Genomic DNA, 15429 nt, shown 5'->3' on the forward strand with positions numbered 1-15429 from the left:
CCAACTGAGCTTGCGAGCCAATTGGTACGGCCTTGTCTGCGATAAGTCGCTGGATAACCAGCGGAGCGCTACGTGTTACGTCCCATACGACAACATGAGTTGCGGTGTATGAGGACGAGGCCGCAGGGAATGAAACCAGTGCGCTGTTGGAAACAAGTGGAAATAGCGGATTCGCCAAGTCAGGATCGCTGAACGTCACGGATTGGCGCGCATAGGCAGAGTCCGTAACTTCATTCGCGGTACCGTTACCACCTGGAGTTGCTGTGTGCAGACTGAGCTGCCATGCCGATGGCCTAGGTACCGACGCGTCTGCGGTGAAGTAGTACGCCAAGGAGCTAGCAATGAGATCTGGAGACATAGCCATATTCAGGACGCCGGAACGATGCTGATGGAAACGCCAAGACGGAATGTGGACCCGGCAGGGACATCGTAAGGCGATGCAAAACGCGCTATCGAGAGCAGCACGCCGCTGTTTCCGCCCTTTCCAGCGTTCGAGCAGAGAAAGCCGCCATAAAGCCGTTTGGCTGCGGTAAAGGTGAATTCAGCACGGGAAGCCAGGTTGCCGATCAGCTGAACACCATCATAAACATCTACCCATTCGGGCCGCGCAGTCTCGCTGTAGGAAACAGACTCTTGAGCGCCAGCCTGAAGATCTGCTGATGAGGTCGCACTGTTCGGGACGTAATTGCCTTCATAGACGCCCACATACCAAGGGGCCAGCAAGCTGGCTTCGCCACGAATAAGGCCGACGATATGGTTGATACCGGCCTGGGGAATAATATTTCGATCCACGAACCGGTCGAGCACCTTGCCTTCGGCGTCTACCAGCTCACCCTCGTAAATAAAACCGAGGCGGAGCGCTTGTTCGTGATGGTCACGATTGGTCATGGGGTGAAAATCTCCGCTTCGTAATAATCGCTCGCAGCGAGCGGGTTTGGGCCTTTTGGGTCATGCATTGTCGTGACGACCAGTTGATTTCCGTTGTGCTCAAGCACTCCTGAACTACCAGAGGAAGCAAGTTCCGGCACGAAGTTAGCCTCACTAATTAGTGTCGCTCCGCCCTGCCCGTCGCTCATTGCCACACCGTATCGGGTCATCCAGACCGCCTCCTTCTTGATACCGCGCGCACCGGATCCGCGCACAGCGCCAAAATCCAGAACCTTGGTGCTAACAGGTTCTGGCGTTTCGATAGCGGTGAGGAAAAACGTCTTATCTGCGGCGAGATAGATTCCGCCGTCACAGGACATGACCATGTCGATCGGCTTGGAAAACTGAAAAAATCCTGTCATTGCGCTGCGCAGATGCGGGCGCATTGGAAGGGTCATATGCAGGGTCGAACCAGCGGCGATAACCAGCACGCCGTTATGCGCAGTAATTGAGTCGCCGGTTACCGGTTCGCGCAGGAATTGGGTGTCCAGGCGGGCGCTGCTATCCATTACGACCGAGCAAATATAAGCGCCGACTCCTTCGTACTGGAGGTAGGGCGTGCCGCCGTTTACAGAGCTGACATAGAGTCGAACCTTACCGCCGTCAGGAGGTGATGGCAGGATGAAACCCAAAGAACTATTGGCCGGCACGTCAATGATGAGCGCTTCCGTGGTCCCACCTTCGTCGCCGTGCGCATCGATAAAGGTAGCTGCGCACTGGTAGCTACCAGCCGCAAGCGATCCGGCGCCAAGAGTGGGAACCGGCTGCAACGTAACAGTCGGAACGCCCCAAGGTCGGAGTGCGCCGTTCTTGTAACGGAAGGATTGGTTTTCGGTACAGAAGAACAGTTCATCATTCAGCACATCACCAACGAACCGACCACTACCCGCGATACTGGCCAGCTGGGCGGTCGACCCTGTCGACTCATTGAAATCGATCAACTTGGTACCGTCAGCGATCAATACGTGATCGCCAATACCGAGAGCGCCGCGAATGTTTTCCCCAGGCACTACCAGATCGAATCCGGAACGCAGATGCATTACGCCGTCCGCGCTCGGGTCGAAGTTAACAGAGTCGCGCACTGCGCCTGTCGGGATCGCCTTTTCGTTAGCGCGGTTGTTTATCCCAGCAGGCCATGGGCCGCGAATAGCCGGCGCAGAACCGCCCACTACCAATTACTCCGAATCGGCCTGGCGCATGATCCACGGCGGAGAATTGAAGTCTCCCGGACTGTCTGACAAGCCTCTTCAAACCTTTTCAGGTGCTCGTCAGAGCTTCCTTGGTTATAGGTCTCACCCTCATTTACGCGATAGGCCTTGTAAGCGATATATGACAGTAGGTGGCGCCGCTCTTGCGGTAGCAAGTCAGGGATTCGATCGCTCTTGCTGAGCTCCCTCACTAGGCGCCGTACAACACGCAGGCGAATTGCTCCAGATGTCGTCGGTTTGGGGTGAAGTCGCAGTTGCCCGGCGCCATCGAAGTGGAAATGTGTGCAGCTGCCACTGTAGCCCTGGCTATTTCCGTAACCATTCCCACCACGGTAACCATTTCCAAAACTGACAATGCTACGGCAGAGGTGGCAATGCGGCTGTCCATCTATCCAGGCGTCAATGATATCTATGATGCAGGGGTCCAGCGAAAACCGATTCTCACCGACGCCATACGGGATGAGCGTTACCTGGCTTTCATCGTCGTAAATGCTCATCGAGCTCTCGGCGAACTCTGTCAGCGCCTCATTAGTCCAGCGCACCAACTGGCTGTCAGACCAGAAGTGTGGCGCGATGGTGTCCTGCTCGTCTTCACGAAAGGCCTTGATGAGGTCGCTGACAGTTTCGTAGGCCATGGGTTAAGCCAACGACTCTTCGAATAGCTTCCAGGCTTCAATGACCTGCGCCCGGGTCGCGTTGAAGCCGACTTCTGACTTGATAACGCCAAGCTTAGGGCGGCCATCGCCTTCCAGCTCTTCCAGTACATCGCGATTCACGATCGTCTCGATGGCACGAAGGATCATCGCCACCGGGCCGTCAGCCTGAGCAAGTTCATCTTCTTCATACTCGGTGCCGACTTCAATACACCCAGCAGCCAGTGCCAGGCGACGATATTTCGGCGGAACAATGCTGCCCTCCTTGCCGTCAGGGTCATCGCAAAAAATACGAATGCTCTGCCCAGACGCAAGGAAGACTGGAAATGATTCTTTGCCTTTCGGCGGTAACAGACGGGTTGCTTCAGCCATGGTTATTGCCCCTTCGCATGTGAAGACCCCGGCGAACCGGGGCTATTGGTAGATCAGTCTTGGATTTCGTCGGACTTGCGAGCCGCGATGTACTCGATGTACACCCGGGCCTCGCCGACAGTTGCCGGTGTGCCGGTCTGTGTGAAGGTTGCAGTGACAGCACCCGCAGCAGTCGTCAGGAAGCCAGTCGGTGTGAGGTTCTTACGGCCCGCCGTTTTCAGGTCGATGTCATTGGCGTAGCGATTCGGCAAGGCCACGTCGCCGACGTCCAAGACCGCTGTGGTGGCAGAGTCATAAGGCGTAGTGACCAGCACCCACCCATTGATTACCTGGGCGCCGGCTGGCAGACCAATAACCTTTTGGGTGGCCAGCGTTGCGAAGTCGACGACCAGAAAGCTGTTGTGGCCAACCAGGGGCCATTGGTGTTCGTAATTGGACTTGTTCATCAGAACTCCTTACTGGCCAGCGTTTGGCAGGAAGTGATCGATAGCAATCACGCCAAAGTCTTCAGTCGACTTGTCGTAGATGCTGTAGAACTTCGGTTTGAGGAAGCCGATGAAACGGTCAACCGAGATACCTGTTTGGGCACCGTAGTTGAAGGTTTTTTCGTTCCAGGAATCGCCCGCTTGCTCGATATCGGCGAAGCCGAGGGCTTGTGCACCAAGCAGCAAGGTGCGAGTACCGTTGATGAGTCCGCCAGCGCCCCACTTGGAACCAGCAGGCGCGTTCAAGGTGGTGAACACCTTGTTCGACTCCTGAATCACCGCGCCATCCACAGTGATGGTCGCGCCGGTGAACCAAGGGTTTTGATCACCTTTCACGGCAGCGTTCGACAGAGCGTTCTGCCACAGCGGGTCCATCTTCATAGCTGCCAGGGTGCCGGGCTGCAGCAGGACCAAGAAGTATTCTTTGCCACCCGAAACCACAGGGCGGATGTGGTGGGTCTTGGCGTAAGCCATCAGATCCACAATCATTTTGTACTTCGGCACCATGGCCGAGGTGATCCCGGCATTGCTGCCAGCAATCAAATTAGAACCGTCCCAAGTCAAATACCGTTTCGGCGAGGGGGCACTCACGTCAGCGGCAAAAGACAGACTTGGGAAGGCAGAACCAGAACGCAGGCTGCCATCGGTGTTGTAGGTGTAACCAATACCGGAAAGGGTCAGGATTGCGAGTTCGTCGACGCGCTGGGCCAGCCAGTTCGAGAGACGATTTTTTGCTTGGTTGCGGAAGCTAACAACCGAACGCTGTTCAGCTAGCTTGCCTTTGTTGCGTACCTGGTGAGAGATCAGGTCAACTTGGATTTCTTGGAAGTAGGCTTCCATTTCTTCTTCGTTGCCTTCACGCCAGTTATCACCGGACACACCATCACCGATCAAGTCAGCGACCAGAGTGATAATCACCTGGGTGCCTTTTTCGGTTTGGGTCAGTTCGGTGATGTGCTGGATAATCGCGGTGTCGCCGTCACCCAGAAACTTGTTCACGAACATCTGATCGCGAGCTGCTTCCCAGGTCTTCTTGGACCAATAAACTTTGTTCTGCGGCTGAAGGGCCGCAAAGTTGGTAACGCCCATGATTGGCATTCCTTTGAGAGTGGCGGTCTGGTTCTGGGTATATCGCCACCCTTGCGAGGACATGGTTTAGGCGCTCATGGGGCGCTTGCAGCTGGTCCGTTTAACGCCCGGCGGCGAGGGACACCGTAACTCGGTGAGCGAGCATCTGGCCGATGCGAGGCTTATTACTCTCTGCCCAGTACGGGATTGAGGAGAGGTGCACTTCCTTGTGCGTCGATGTCTACCGCAACCACAAAGTTATGTGACTGAATTGGTCAGTCAATTAACTTCATCACCAGAAAGCCGAGCATCTTCTTCTTTCGACATTTTCTTGATATCGGCGCCAGTCAACTTGCGCACATCAATGGTATTGGCCCGGGCGCCAAGCCCAGTTGCTTTAGCGGGAATCTGCCTAGCTCGATCAATACCTTTTCTAAGGTCGGGCACGTTCTCGGCTGATGACTTAACAACCTCAGCCGCCGGCGCGTAGCGCGGACCGATCCGGGACACAGCAGCAGCCAATGCTTCGCCGATGGATTTGCCCTTGCTGGTGAACAGGTTGGTCAGCGACAGAACTTCATCAATCGCGTCCTGATTGGCATCGGCGCTGGCCGAATCCAGAAACGGGTACTCGACATAGGCCTTGGCCACTGCCAAATCACGCTCAGTGGTCGCCCGGGCCACATCATCCTTTTGACGGTTCGCTGTATATCGGCGGTCGGCGGCAGCTTCAGCGTCACGGATCGCTTCGGCTTTCTCGCTGGCGCGGATATCAGAGCGGATGCTTTTTGCTTTCGCCGTGTCGCCATCAAGGATGGCGGCGCTGTAAAGTTCTTCGGCCGCGTCGTAGTCAAACTCAACCGGCTTCGGCTCATCCTTGGCGGTCGTAGGCGCGGCCTTGCCATTGGCCCGGGCTAACTGTTCTTCTAGTTCCAGCACGCGGGCGCGGTGAGCCTTCGCCTCTTCGTTCACCTCGTTGAAGCGCGAATGAGGAACCATCTTAGGCTTGTCTTCACCCACGATCACAGCCAAGGTTTCGAGATCGATATCGGCTTGTAAAGTTGGTTTTTTGTCGCGTGGCGCAGCGGCGGTGGCCTCGTCAGCCAGATCATCAGCGGTCGGCTCAAAGTGGTCGCCGCTGTCGATAGCGTCCTGCGCAAGGCGGGCGTCGATCTCTTCCTGGGTTTCTTGTGCGAGTGCTGGTTTCATATTCTGCCCCTTTAATTTTCAGTGTTATTGCTTAGCGATCGAGGCCATCTCTACGCTTTTTTGCTTAGCCAGGGCCTTGGCGGCCGCCAGTCTTTTTGGGTCTTTATTGATTTCGATGGCTGTGGCCAGAGCTCGAAGGTCACACTCGACTTCCCATGCTTCGTCTTCGCTGTCGTCTTCTGCTGCGCTATCCAAGACTTTGCTCATGCTGGTACTCCTTCAATGCGCGGGGTTTCGATACCCGCATCAAGACCCACTGCTGGATGAGCTGGGGTCAGTGGATTGGTGCTGTGAGGGATATTCGGCGCAGCGAGGACCGTTCCGGTGTATTGCGGGACGATTGGCGCAGCGTCGTGATCGATGTAACCCGCAGACATCAACAACGCGTCAGCGAGGCTTGAGGTGGCCGGCGTCGAAGCGATAGTCGCTGCGGTTTGAATGGCGCTGAACTGAGCGGTAACCGATTTCGATACCGTGTCAGCGCGGATATCGTCGGTCTGCGCTTTGATGAGATCGGTAGATATCTGCGCCTTGGCGGTTTCAGCCTGAGTCTTCTGGCCTTGAGCGGCGAGCAAATCAGCCTTGGCCTGCACTGAAGGATCAACCGGTGGCGCGGGCTGAGCTTCCATGGCCGCGACAACTTCTTTCTTGTTGGCCAGGTTCGAGTAACCAATGATGAACGACCAGGGAATGTTGGCGCCCTTCTCGTTCAATTCGATCGCCTGCAGGAACTGGCTGTTCTCGAATGTGATCTGTGCCGGGGCATCAGTGACGATTACATCGTATTCGCCAATGGTCAGGTCGTTCAGGATCCGCGCGTCATCCTGTGTCCAGTTGAGCGGGATTTCCTGCGTCGTTTCCTTGCCACTTTGATCTGTTTCCGTAATCCGCATGATTCGCGGCTGGTCATAGAACTTCTGGATCATCTCAAGCATCCGGCCAGCGAGCATTGCTCGGGTGCGGGCCAGATTGTCGAGTGGCACGGCCAGTTGCTGCTGTGCGGCGAACTGGCGGGTCTGGATGGCAATGCCGGAGACTTCGTTACCCTGCTTGCCTGACATGGCCTCGTTGATTCCGGTCGCCTGCTCGAGGAGTGATGAAGCCCGATCGATCAGCCGGTCAAATCCGGTCGGCACCTGGTTGGGCTGGATCTTGCTCGGCCTGTCCTCGACAGGAGTCTTGGACTTGATAACCATATGCAAGCCAGTTTCGCTGCCACGCTCCGAGATCTCATCATCGCGCATGTTCGCAATCGTACCCGCGACCGTAATCCAGCCACTGTTCGCCGTAGTGTTGATGGTATGCAGAAACTGGCTCATCGACTTGTTGAGCAGCTGTTGCGGCCCGATCGCGTCATCGACCAGGCCTCGCGTGTGACCGCGCCGGAACGTCGGGAAGAACGGAACAATGGTGAAGTGATCGAACGGAGACCAGTCGTCGTGCAGCGTTTTGTCTTGAGTCGACACGGCCCAGCGCACGCGCCTTACGCGGCGTTTCTGTTGAATGCCGCCCTCTTTAACCATTGATTGGATGGCTTCAGGCTTCATGTCCGAGATGACGCGGATATCACCTGTCGAGGTGATGATGCAGTCGGCTTTGTCCATCTGCCAGAATTGGCGATCAACTACACAGAAGCGTTTTGCCGCGTCGTCCTTGTCCTCGGACACGTACTGATCGAAGTCATGATCATCACCGCCAAAGCTGTTTCGCCTGGTGTTCGATCTATCGCCTCCGTCCACCACATCGCCGGACTCATCAAGGTCATTGGCTGTCTTGGAGCCGTACAGCATTTCAATCTCAATCAGGGTCAGCCATTTGATAACGACGACGTCCGCCCAACTGTCTGGGTCGTAATCCTTCGCGTCTGGATCAGGGATCACGTCGAGCGGGTCAAGCACATCAATCTTGACCTCGCCCAGTAGCGTGTCGTCATAGCTCATACGGATATCGAAAAATCCGCGCTGCTGGATCACTCCGTCACCGAAGACCTGAGTTTCCTTCCAGTGCAGCTGATTATTATCCGCAATCTGCATTGCCAACTTGGACAGCGTTGTGGCGGTTTCCTGATCAGAGGCGCCTGAGCGGGGACGGAATCCGATGTCCATACGGTTGCCAATCTGGTAACCCACGGCAGCATTGATCTTGTTCTTGATCTGGTTGAACTCGAGCGCGGGCTTGCCGGCCTCATTCAGGCGCTGGCGGTCCTCATTGGTCCACTGGCGACCACCACCCAGGTAAAAACCCTCACACAAGCGAGCGTCATGAATGTAATCGTTGTGGCCTCGTCTGATACCGTATTGGTAGCGGGACCAGTTCGCCTCAGCAACCTCATCAGCCATGTCAGGCCCCCATCGCAGATTTACGGGAGTTGCGGCGCATTAGCTTGGCCTTCCAGTCTTCGGTGAATGTGTCGTCCGCAGCCACAGGCTCAGCGAACGTGAGTGCCAGGGCGTCGCCGTCATCAGGAGAGCGGCCGAGTTCGGCTTTGATCTTCTCTTTGGGATCGAGCTTCTTCTGCCCGTTGGAGCTGTACGTGAACGATGGCGACGTCAGGTCGGCGTGGAGCAGGTCTTCATCCGGAATGCTGGGGGTGATCTTGTCGTGCAGCCATTCAGCGAGCTCACCCCACATCTCGGTGCGCTTGTTGAAGTACTTGCGCGAATCCGACGCGGAGGAACCGAAGTTGACGGCGGTGACGCGATCACCGAAGCCAAGCTCGACGAGTCGGTCGTAGATACCTGCGCCCAGCCCACCGATGTCGATGAACATCATGCGGATGGTCGGGTCATCAGTGAGCATTCGTGCGGCACGGCCAGCCACTTCCATCGTGTCGGCGCCGTCCATGTGCTCAGTGCCCCATGCAACGCGCCCTTGGCGGTGGATGAACACGGAGTCATCGTCACCGAAGCGCGCAGGGTCGAGCCCGACGACGTGGGCACCGATCCGCTGCATATGTGCAATCAGCTTCTTGCGAGCCAGTTGCACCTTCAGCGTGTTGATCAGCGGCTTGTGCCCAACCTTGAGGAATGCCAGGTCAGGCGATGCTGGATACTCCTGGTTGAACTGGTCACTGTCTCCGGCGAAGTCGGTGTCGGTCTTGGCGCGGCGCCAGGCCATCTGCTCGATGTCGAGGGCGTACGCATCCTGGTACTCGATGTCCTCTTCGGACAGTTCAAAGTCAGCATCAGGCTTGCGGCGGTATTCCTTCTGGACGAACCACGGAATGAACACCGGCATGTAGTCGGATTTCCCCGACACAGCCATCAGCCAGAACTTACGGAACAGGTTGGCCAGCCCATTCGCCGTTGACTCGAGGATCATTTCCGAGCCATCGGCCATCGGCACGGTCTGACCCAGGCCCATCATGATTTGGCTAGCGTTCGGCCAGAACGCCATTTCACTTCCATGCAAGTACTGCACGGTGTCGGAACGTCCGGCGTTCTTGCTGCCGGCCGTGGCCACCTTGTAACCGCTGCGCAGTTTCTCAAATGAGAGTTCGGTGCCGCTGTTCGCCTTCACCTTCGGCCTGAGCGTACTGTCGCTGAGATCAAAGAAAGTTTTGACCATGCCGAACAGGTTCTGTGTCGCGCCGTCGAGGTGCGTCAGAATCATGGTGCGCTTGCCGAAGTTCGTGCAGGTGCGCTTGTAGAACCTGGCCGCCACGTAGGTACTGCAACCCTGCTGGCGGCCCTTGAGCACGATTGCCCGTATCCAGCCACGCAACGACAACTGCTCTTCTAGCCGGGCATGCAGGATGCGTTGCGCGTCGTTCCAGATGAAGGGCAGGATTGCGCCCTCCTTCGTCCGGATCTTCAAGTTGCGTGCGCAGTAAAGCTCATCGTCAGTGATGAGCTTCGACAGCATGGCGTCGGCTGACATGGGTTAAACGGTTGCCTGGGTAGACAGCCTTTGCGTCAGTTCATATCCCATCAGCGGCCAGATTTTGGTGATAGCGTTCTGGCGAGCCACCTTCTTGCCGATCTCAGCGTCGAAGTTGGTGGGGCTGACGCAGGCGCTCTCACCAGTGACGGTGAAACCGTTAGCCAGCACCAACACACAGAACGTCAGTCGGTTAAGACTATCGGCGTTGCCAGCAGGCTTGGTTCCCATCTCGCTCTGGCCAAGCACACCTTCACCGGCAGTGAAATAAAACTCGCTACGGATATTGCGTTCGACGTCGCCAGGAGTGATACGCGGCGCGGTCAGGCCTTTGGCTTGGATCTCTTGCTCGATTGCTTGGTCGTTCATGATCAGCCCCTATCTCGATTATCGAAATGACGGGGCCGAGCCTATGTGACTGAATCGAGGGAGCAACACGCGCAACAGGCGTCAGCTTGCGCATCGGACTTGAAATAATGGTGGGTTGCCGGTATTGGTGGGGATCAATCAACGCAAGGAGAGCGACATGGCTACCAGCAACATAGATCGATTCGATCAGCTTGCAGGGAAGGTGCTTGCAGGACTCTATGAGTCATTCCCTATGACGCTATCCCTGACGACAGAGCAATTCAGTAGCGTTATAGCCATCGATTCAATTGAAACTCCTGAAGGGGAACAACAGATCTTCGAGTCGGAAGAATTTTTTTGCGCCTCTATCACATGGCTTTCAAAGAGCGGTTACATAACATTCGGGCAACAGGGTAGCCATCCATGCAAGTTCTACGAGTGCACTCTAACCGCCAAGGGTCTTGAAGTGCTCAAGGCAGTTCCAGACAGCCTTTCGGGCAAAAGCATAGGTTCTCAACTACAGGAAGCCGCCAAGGCAGGGCTGATGGGAACAGTGAAATCCCTTACAGGAAAGGCATTTGGGATTGGCGTCACGATGGGCTATTCGGCGGTATTGGCCGCTGTTAATTCATAGCGTGGCGATCGGCGCCAGAACCAGCCATACCTGACGCCGTAACTCCATACATGGATTAGCCGATCACTTCCCCATGCTATTCGTCTGTAATGCCGCGTGACCGCGCAAGATCGATACGACGAATCCCTGAGGCAGTCCGGCAGCCTTGGCAGTGTCGATTGCCTTGGCGATGGTGGTGTCGAGATCGTTGATGGCCTGCGTTATCTCGACGCTGATCGGGATTACGTGACGGATGATCGTGACATTGGCCATGCTTGCCTCACTCAATCGTGCATTCAGGCCAGATCGACCTGGCAAACTCCAGCGCTCCCGCATGATCGAGCGCGCCCTCAAGCAGGATCATTGGAAATGGTTTGTGTCCCGGCGTAGTGACGGACCAGTTCTTCTTCACTCCTTGCTGCCCATCAGGCGCGCCAAGCGCTCTTCGTACGTTTCTTCTGACGACAGCTCGTCAAGGTTGAAAGCCTGACGCTCCATCCCAACCAGGTTCTTCATGGCGGTGGAAAGGTCGCGCATCACTGCTGCGTTGGTCGGCAACGAGATGGCTTTGATCATCCGGTACCGGCGCTGGTTGGTTTCGTCGCCTTTGGTTTCTTCCTCAATGTCATTCTCAATCGATTCGCGGTTAACCGCGGTTTCGACGAGCTGACGCATGAGTAGGCCGACGATCTCTTGGCCCTGGCCGATGTCCTTGCGGTGCCTGGTGATGACAGCTAGGTTAGTCTGAACAGCAACATCGACGTCGGCCCGCGTGGGAGCGTTGTCTCGGAATACAACAGTGTTGTCTTCTTCCCTCGGCTGGCTGATTAGTGCGGCGCGGGTGCGCTCTCGGACCTCTTGGCTTGCGTCCTGTACCCAGCCCTCTTTCTTTGCCCTGCGACTGGCGTTACCGGGGTTGGCGCCGTGTTTTTCACATAGAGCACGCAGCGACATCGAGCCAATACGGAACTCACGCTCCAACGCTTCCCAGTCGACTTTCTTGCGCTCAGCCACTCAGGTATTCCAATGCGAGTTGTACGGCGCGCCACGTTTCGCGATAACTCCGAACGTGGCGCGGATTTCAGATTACTTTCTTGGCCAGCGCGACCAGGTGCTCCCAATCAGCTTCGACGTCATGGCCGAGTGCCAAGAGCAGAGCCTTGAGCGTGTCAGTGTTCAACTCTGTCGGGGCGGCTGGAATTACTGCGGTGGCTGCATCAACTTCAGGCATGGCGATTTCCTCGGTATGGCGTGAGCCCGCAAATTTAGCGAGCAGGGTTTTGAACCAGTTCATTGGGCGTTACCTGCGGCGGGGGCGCCTTGGCAGACGTTGGTCGCGTAATCCTGCAATGTCCTCAGGGCTGCTTGATCAGCAATGATCCCGGCGCGGATATCGAAAACAGTTTGTCCAGCTGCTGCAGAGATTTCGACGGTGGCTGCATCGCCCAGGCCGGTGGTGCTGGAGGGAGCGGACACGTTGCCGCCACCGGTATTACTTGCGGGGCATCGACCTGCGATGCGCAACCGGCGATCACCAGCAGCAACGTCGCCGCGCAGGCGGTCATTGTCAGCCTGTGTGCCGGTGAGTTGAGAGCGCAGCGTTTCGTTTTCAGCGAGGGCATCGGCCTTCTCCTGGGTGGCTTTCGTGTCGAGGGTCGCAAGCGCCTGCTCAGCGTCTTTCTGTTTGCCCAGTGCTTGCCGGGCCTGTGCGGCGCCGGCATTAGCGATTGCGGTCAAGTCCGCCTGATGATTTGCCTCGTTGGTCTTGATGATCGCCGTGTAGCTGTTGGCCTGCCATTGCCATGCACCTGCCGCGCCGATACCGATCAGAACCAGGGCAAGGACGGCGAAGCCGATCCACTTCAACGCGACTTCGGTCATGGCACGTTCCTGAAGAAGATGTGGTGGCCGAGCGCTAGTGTCTGCGTCGCGGCGGCAGCCCATGCGGGCGGTTTGGGCATGCTGGTAGCGTAATAGTGAGTTGCACCACCGGTGGGATCTGGACCGGGGCTCTCGATAGCTGTGGTGGCGGCCTGACGGGCGGCGGACATCTCACCAGCCGGGATCGGGCGCGCGCCGCTGAGAAATGGGTAATTGGGGTCGTTCTTATTCCAACAGCTGTACTGCCACGGGGCCTGACACACGCCAGAGTAGCCTTCACCCCACCAAGACTTGTCCTTGCCGTCGTTCACCCGGTTGCGGATCGACCAGGCCACGGCAATCATCCCTGCTATTCCCTCACCACGGGCTTCGCCAAACAGCGTACGCGCCAAAACGTCTACATCTTTATCATTTAAACTCATCAAATATGGCTCCAGCTCTGGCGGTTAACGATCTTTGAAATGGTCTGAAAAGCCACGCCGAATTCACGGCCCAGCGCCGATAGGCTGAGCCCTGTAAGCCGCATGGACCGGATTTTCAATACCGTGTCAGCGGTAAGCTTCGCTCCGCCGTTCCTTTCACCGAGTGGCACAGTTCCATGGCCGATCTTGTCAAACTCATTTTCGAAATGAGACTTCCACGATAAATTGCTTAGATGGTTGTTCGTAGGATCACCATCGCCGTGTGCGACCTCATTCGCTTCTGGGGTCGGATACCCAAGGAACGCAAAAGCAACCAGCTTGTGAGCTTCAAAGTTTTTGTGCTTTCCATTGATGGTCAGCTTGAAAACCGGGTAGCCCGCCCGATGCCAGCAATAAGAAAGAATCTTGCCGGGATAGGTTCTACGTCCAGGCGTCAAGCGACGAACATGCCCGTATTCGCTGATTTCATAGTCGGTAGTTGCATGACAAACTCGCCACTGAATGCCTTCGAAATCGACATCCGTGGGGATGGGTATAAATCTCATCCCTCACCCCGTTTCGGGACGAGTAACAGCACAGCATTGATCATCAGCAGGATCATTTCCGTGACTCCCGTGGCTCAGATTTAGTCGGCTCATTGAGGCAACTTTCGCAATGCAGATAACGGCAGAGCAGCGCCTTGATGCGGGGCCAGTGGTTGACCATGACGTAGTGCCGGACACCAGCCATGGCCAGCGCGCCGTGAAAGGTCACTCCCACAACAGTTGGCGTAAAAAAGGTACTTTCGGTGCGAATAACCATGGCGTAACCAGTCAGTGCGATAGCCGCGAAGATGATCTTGCCCAGCAGGCCGTCGTTCACTTTCCGGCTCACTACGCACCAGGTTGCCCAGGCAGCGATAATGCCGATGCAGGTCGAACTCAGGGTTTCGAGAGTCATGGATTGCCTCCCCCGAACTTCGAGCGAATCAACGCCCAAAGGTCAGCGGCTTTGATAGCGCGGTTGATGGCAGCCATAAGCGAGCCGCCGAAGGTGCCCAGCAGGAAGCCGACACCGGCAACGTTGTTGGGATCAGTGATACCTAAGTAGGAACTGACCATGCCCGTCAGATAGAGCGCGCTGCATGCGCCTGACGTGACAAAGATCAGCCAGGCCTTTTTATCGGCCAGATCATCTTTGTGCCACCAGCTCGAAATCAGGGCACCAATCAGCCCGGCGAGCCAGACCGTAGCCCTATTGAACTCCATGTTCGACCTCTGCTGATGCGGTGCTGGATTTGGTGATCATCGTCGGCCCTTGAGGCAGGTTTCATCGTTGAGCCGAGCCTATGTGACTCAATAGCCACCACAAGCCTTGCGCACGCGAACTCAGTCACATGGACTGGCCTCTCAACCAATGGGGCAATTCCAATGACCAGCAAAACGAAATCAGATATCGGATCGACGCGCGATTCCGAGTACATGGCAATTACGGAAGTGATGGCGCTGGCGGACGAAGCGATGGGAACCAATCCGCCTGATGCGTTGTTGGTGATATCGCTGAGCGGCAAGACCGAGAATGCTGCCATCGGCGGTGCGCTGAGCGCCGAGGGCATCGAGCGCATGCTGGTGCTGTTGCAGGAGTTGAAGCGTCGGGCCGTAGACGAAGGCCACGGCGATAAGGTGCTACACGTCTGGCGTTAACCGTGCATCTTCCAGCCTGACATAAAGGTGCTGCGCCTCAACTCTGGGGCCAGCGCATCTGACCAGTTATCCCCGCGCAGCCTGCGCATTTTCACTGTCTGCCATTTCAGCCCAAGCCGTGCAGCCCACTCCGCAGCCGGGAGCGTTACCCCGTCCCTGGTGATCAGCGTGGCACCCGCGCAAATCGTACTGCGTATCGGGCGCCGTGGGATTCGAGCAAATACCGCAGTGAAGTCGAACGCGAGCTGAGCAGGCGGCGGCCCGGAGTCGATTTTCAATCGCGGCACTATCCGCAGGCGCGGCTGCACGGGCTGGGACGGCAACTCTAAAGACATCTGATTGAGCATTTTGGCTCTCCATCAATCCCCGGTGTAATTCGATCCGCCGGCACCGCGGCGGTTGTTCTGTTCGTACTGCTGTTGAGGACCGCTCGTGCTAGCCGGTTGGCTGGCGATGGCCAGGTCTCGAGCCAATGCACGCAACTTGAAGTTCAACTGCAATACCAACTCGGCCAACGGCAGCGCGGCGCCGGTCTCTGCGCAGACCCAGCCCGATGCATTGCAGGTGGCACACTCCATTTCGTGGAAAACACCCCGAACCACACCAACACCACGACAGTCGAGACACTCACGGAGCGGCTTCAAGGTCTTCCGAAAGGCGGGTCCGTGGCTCTTTTTCACGT

The 15429-nt window shown here is 56.6% G+C and carries 23 protein-coding genes; 2 read left to right on the forward strand and 21 right to left on the reverse strand.

Annotated elements, in window-relative coordinates:
* Positions 1 to 366 precede the first annotated feature (366 nt).
* From QN399_RS15990 to QN399_RS16040, 11 genes are all read right to left on the reverse strand, one after another.
* Positions 367 to 888, reverse strand: a complete 522-nt coding sequence (locus tag QN399_RS15990) for a hypothetical protein (RefSeq protein WP_330201210.1) — start codon at positions 886 to 888, stop codon at positions 367 to 369.
* Positions 885 to 1967, reverse strand: a complete 1083-nt coding sequence (locus QN399_RS15995) for a hypothetical protein (protein ID WP_330201211.1) — start codon at positions 1965 to 1967, stop codon at positions 885 to 887. Before QN399_RS15995 ends, QN399_RS15990 begins: the two co-directional genes overlap by 4 nt.
* A 128-nt stretch (positions 1968 to 2095) precedes the next feature.
* The gene (locus QN399_RS16000) at positions 2096 to 2770 is read right to left on the reverse strand and encodes a hypothetical protein (RefSeq protein ID WP_330201212.1); all 675 of its coding nucleotides are present in this window, start codon (positions 2768 to 2770) and stop codon (positions 2096 to 2098) included.
* A gap of 3 nt (positions 2771 to 2773) precedes the next feature.
* Positions 2774 to 3160: a hypothetical protein gene (locus QN399_RS16005; protein ID WP_330201213.1), complete on the reverse strand. Its 387-nt coding sequence runs from the start codon at positions 3158 to 3160 to the stop codon at positions 2774 to 2776.
* A gap of 53 nt (positions 3161 to 3213) precedes the next feature.
* Positions 3214 to 3606 carry a hypothetical protein gene (locus QN399_RS16010; protein WP_330201214.1) on the reverse strand — a complete coding sequence of 131 codons (393 nt, stop codon included), beginning with the start codon at positions 3604 to 3606 and terminating at the stop codon, positions 3214 to 3216.
* 9 nt (positions 3607 to 3615) lie between these two features.
* Positions 3616 to 4734 carry a DUF4043 family protein gene (locus tag QN399_RS16015; protein WP_330201215.1) on the reverse strand — a complete coding sequence of 373 codons (1119 nt, stop codon included), beginning with the start codon at positions 4732 to 4734 and terminating at the stop codon, positions 3616 to 3618.
* Between the two features lie 258 nt (positions 4735 to 4992).
* Entirely contained in the window at positions 4993 to 5922 is a 930-nt protein-coding gene (locus tag QN399_RS16020; RefSeq protein ID WP_330201216.1) for a hypothetical protein, read from the reverse strand.
* A 24-nt stretch (positions 5923 to 5946) separates the two neighbouring features.
* The gene (locus QN399_RS16025) at positions 5947 to 6129 is read right to left on the reverse strand and encodes a hypothetical protein (RefSeq protein WP_330201217.1); all 183 of its coding nucleotides are present in this window, start codon (positions 6127 to 6129) and stop codon (positions 5947 to 5949) included.
* The gene (locus tag QN399_RS16030; RefSeq protein ID WP_330201218.1) at positions 6126 to 8261 is read right to left on the reverse strand and encodes a genomic island protein; all 2136 of its coding nucleotides are present in this window, start codon (positions 8259 to 8261) and stop codon (positions 6126 to 6128) included. The genes QN399_RS16025 and QN399_RS16030 overlap by 4 nt, the downstream gene beginning before the upstream one ends.
* 1 nt (position 8262) lies before the next feature.
* Positions 8263 to 9801 (reverse strand): hypothetical protein, encoded by a 1539-nt coding sequence (locus QN399_RS16035; RefSeq protein WP_330201219.1) that lies wholly within the window; start codon positions 9799 to 9801, stop codon positions 8263 to 8265.
* Positions 9802 to 9804: 3 nt separating this feature from the next.
* Positions 9805 to 10170: a Gp49 family protein gene (locus QN399_RS16040; protein ID WP_330201220.1), complete on the reverse strand. Its 366-nt coding sequence runs from the start codon at positions 10168 to 10170 to the stop codon at positions 9805 to 9807.
* Positions 10171 to 10327: 157 nt separating this feature from the next.
* Here QN399_RS16040 and QN399_RS16045 point away from each other — a divergent pair, with 157 nt between their 5' ends.
* Positions 10328 to 10783, forward strand: a complete 456-nt coding sequence (locus QN399_RS16045; protein ID WP_330201221.1) for a hypothetical protein — start codon at positions 10328 to 10330, stop codon at positions 10781 to 10783.
* A gap of 63 nt (positions 10784 to 10846) precedes the next feature.
* Here the strand turns inward: QN399_RS16045 and QN399_RS16050 are convergent, their stop codons facing one another.
* The 8 genes from QN399_RS16050 to QN399_RS16085 all read right to left on the reverse strand — a co-directional run bounded on the left by QN399_RS16050 (position 10847) and on the right by QN399_RS16085 (position 14312).
* Positions 10847 to 11035, reverse strand: coding sequence for a hypothetical protein (locus QN399_RS16050; RefSeq protein WP_330201222.1), 189 nt, complete (start codon positions 11033 to 11035; stop codon positions 10847 to 10849).
* Between the two features lie 135 nt (positions 11036 to 11170).
* Positions 11171 to 11776 (reverse strand): hypothetical protein, encoded by a 606-nt coding sequence (locus QN399_RS16055; RefSeq protein ID WP_330201223.1) that lies wholly within the window; start codon positions 11774 to 11776, stop codon positions 11171 to 11173.
* A gap of 67 nt (positions 11777 to 11843) precedes the next feature.
* Positions 11844 to 12056 carry a hypothetical protein gene (locus QN399_RS16060; RefSeq protein ID WP_330201224.1) on the reverse strand — a complete coding sequence of 71 codons (213 nt, stop codon included), beginning with the start codon at positions 12054 to 12056 and terminating at the stop codon, positions 11844 to 11846.
* Positions 12053 to 12643 (reverse strand): lysis system i-spanin subunit Rz, encoded by a 591-nt coding sequence (locus QN399_RS16065; RefSeq protein WP_330201225.1) that lies wholly within the window; start codon positions 12641 to 12643, stop codon positions 12053 to 12055. The genes QN399_RS16060 and QN399_RS16065 overlap by 4 nt, the downstream gene beginning before the upstream one ends.
* Positions 12640 to 13065, reverse strand: coding sequence for a cell wall hydrolase (locus QN399_RS16070; protein ID WP_330201226.1), 426 nt, complete (start codon positions 13063 to 13065; stop codon positions 12640 to 12642). Before QN399_RS16070 ends, QN399_RS16065 begins: the two co-directional genes overlap by 4 nt.
* Complete coding sequence (locus QN399_RS16075; protein WP_330201227.1) at positions 13065 to 13610, reverse strand: HNH endonuclease; 546 nt, start codon at positions 13608 to 13610, stop codon at positions 13065 to 13067. Before QN399_RS16075 ends, QN399_RS16070 begins: the two co-directional genes overlap by 1 nt.
* A gap of 52 nt (positions 13611 to 13662) precedes the next feature.
* Positions 13663 to 14004 (reverse strand): hypothetical protein, encoded by a 342-nt coding sequence (locus QN399_RS16080; protein ID WP_330201228.1) that lies wholly within the window; start codon positions 14002 to 14004, stop codon positions 13663 to 13665.
* Complete coding sequence (locus QN399_RS16085) at positions 14001 to 14312, reverse strand: MFS transporter (protein ID WP_330201229.1); 312 nt, start codon at positions 14310 to 14312, stop codon at positions 14001 to 14003. The genes QN399_RS16080 and QN399_RS16085 overlap by 4 nt, the downstream gene beginning before the upstream one ends.
* A 162-nt stretch (positions 14313 to 14474) precedes the next feature.
* Between QN399_RS16085 and QN399_RS16090 the strand changes: the two genes are divergently transcribed.
* Positions 14475 to 14747, forward strand: coding sequence for a hypothetical protein (locus QN399_RS16090; protein ID WP_330201230.1), 273 nt, complete (start codon positions 14475 to 14477; stop codon positions 14745 to 14747).
* Here QN399_RS16090 and QN399_RS16095 read toward each other — a convergent pair.
* Together QN399_RS16095 and QN399_RS16100 are read right to left on the reverse strand one after the other, a co-directional pair.
* Complete coding sequence (locus tag QN399_RS16095; RefSeq protein ID WP_330201231.1) at positions 14744 to 15094, reverse strand: hypothetical protein; 351 nt, start codon at positions 15092 to 15094, stop codon at positions 14744 to 14746. The two genes, QN399_RS16090 and QN399_RS16095, sit on opposite strands and share 4 nt — an antisense overlap.
* A 12-nt stretch (positions 15095 to 15106) precedes the next feature.
* On the reverse strand, positions 15107 to 15427 hold the full coding sequence (locus tag QN399_RS16100) for a hypothetical protein (RefSeq protein WP_330201232.1): 321 nt from the start codon (positions 15425 to 15427) through the stop codon (positions 15107 to 15109).
* Positions 15428 to 15429 lie beyond the last annotated feature (2 nt).

The sequence above is a fragment of the Pseudomonas sp. 10C3 genome, assembly GCF_036346185.1.
In the GTDB taxonomy this organism is placed as follows: Bacteria; Pseudomonadota; Gammaproteobacteria; order Pseudomonadales; family Pseudomonadaceae; genus Aquipseudomonas.

Bases quoted from the DNA above. Each gene is read 5' to 3' on its own strand.
- QN399_RS15990 (WP_330201210.1), bottom strand. From the start codon at position 888: ATGACCAATCGTGACCATCACGAACAAGCGCTCCGCCTCGGTTTTATT.
- QN399_RS15995 (WP_330201211.1), bottom strand. From the start codon at position 1,967: ATGCATCTGCGTTCCGGATTCGATCTGGTAGTGCCTGGGGAAAACATT.
- QN399_RS16000 (WP_330201212.1), bottom strand. From the start codon at position 2,770: ATGGCCTACGAAACTGTCAGCGACCTCATCAAGGCCTTTCGTGAAGAC.
- QN399_RS16005 (WP_330201213.1), bottom strand. From the start codon at position 3,160: ATGGCTGAAGCAACCCGTCTGTTACCGCCGAAAGGCAAAGAATCATTT.
- QN399_RS16010 (WP_330201214.1), bottom strand. From the start codon at position 3,606: ATGAACAAGTCCAATTACGAACACCAATGGCCCCTGGTTGGCCACAAC.
- QN399_RS16015 (WP_330201215.1), bottom strand. From the start codon at position 4,734: ATGGGCGTTACCAACTTTGCGGCCCTTCAGCCGCAGAACAAAGTTTAT.
- QN399_RS16020 (WP_330201216.1), bottom strand. From the start codon at position 5,922: ATGAAACCAGCACTCGCACAAGAAACCCAGGAAGAGATCGACGCCCGC.
- QN399_RS16025 (WP_330201217.1), bottom strand. From the start codon at position 6,129: ATGAGCAAAGTCTTGGATAGCGCAGCAGAAGACGACAGCGAAGACGAA.
- QN399_RS16030 (WP_330201218.1), bottom strand. From the start codon at position 8,261: ATGGCTGATGAGGTTGCTGAGGCGAACTGGTCCCGCTACCAATACGGT.
- QN399_RS16035 (WP_330201219.1), bottom strand. From the start codon at position 9,801: ATGTCAGCCGACGCCATGCTGTCGAAGCTCATCACTGACGATGAGCTT.
- QN399_RS16040 (WP_330201220.1), bottom strand. From the start codon at position 10,170: ATGAACGACCAAGCAATCGAGCAAGAGATCCAAGCCAAAGGCCTGACC.
- QN399_RS16045 (WP_330201221.1), top strand. From the start codon at position 10,328: ATGGCTACCAGCAACATAGATCGATTCGATCAGCTTGCAGGGAAGGTG.
- QN399_RS16050 (WP_330201222.1), bottom strand. From the start codon at position 11,035: ATGGCCAATGTCACGATCATCCGTCACGTAATCCCGATCAGCGTCGAG.
- QN399_RS16060 (WP_330201224.1), bottom strand. From the start codon at position 12,056: ATGAACTGGTTCAAAACCCTGCTCGCTAAATTTGCGGGCTCACGCCAT.
- QN399_RS16065 (WP_330201225.1), bottom strand. From the start codon at position 12,643: ATGACCGAAGTCGCGTTGAAGTGGATCGGCTTCGCCGTCCTTGCCCTG.
- QN399_RS16070 (WP_330201226.1), bottom strand. From the start codon at position 13,065: ATGAGTTTAAATGATAAAGATGTAGACGTTTTGGCGCGTACGCTGTTT.
- QN399_RS16075 (WP_330201227.1), bottom strand. From the start codon at position 13,610: ATGAGATTTATACCCATCCCCACGGATGTCGATTTCGAAGGCATTCAG.
- QN399_RS16080 (WP_330201228.1), bottom strand. From the start codon at position 14,004: ATGACTCTCGAAACCCTGAGTTCGACCTGCATCGGCATTATCGCTGCC.
- QN399_RS16085 (WP_330201229.1), bottom strand. From the start codon at position 14,312: ATGGAGTTCAATAGGGCTACGGTCTGGCTCGCCGGGCTGATTGGTGCC.
- QN399_RS16090 (WP_330201230.1), top strand. From the start codon at position 14,475: ATGACCAGCAAAACGAAATCAGATATCGGATCGACGCGCGATTCCGAG.
- QN399_RS16095 (WP_330201231.1), bottom strand. From the start codon at position 15,094: ATGCTCAATCAGATGTCTTTAGAGTTGCCGTCCCAGCCCGTGCAGCCG.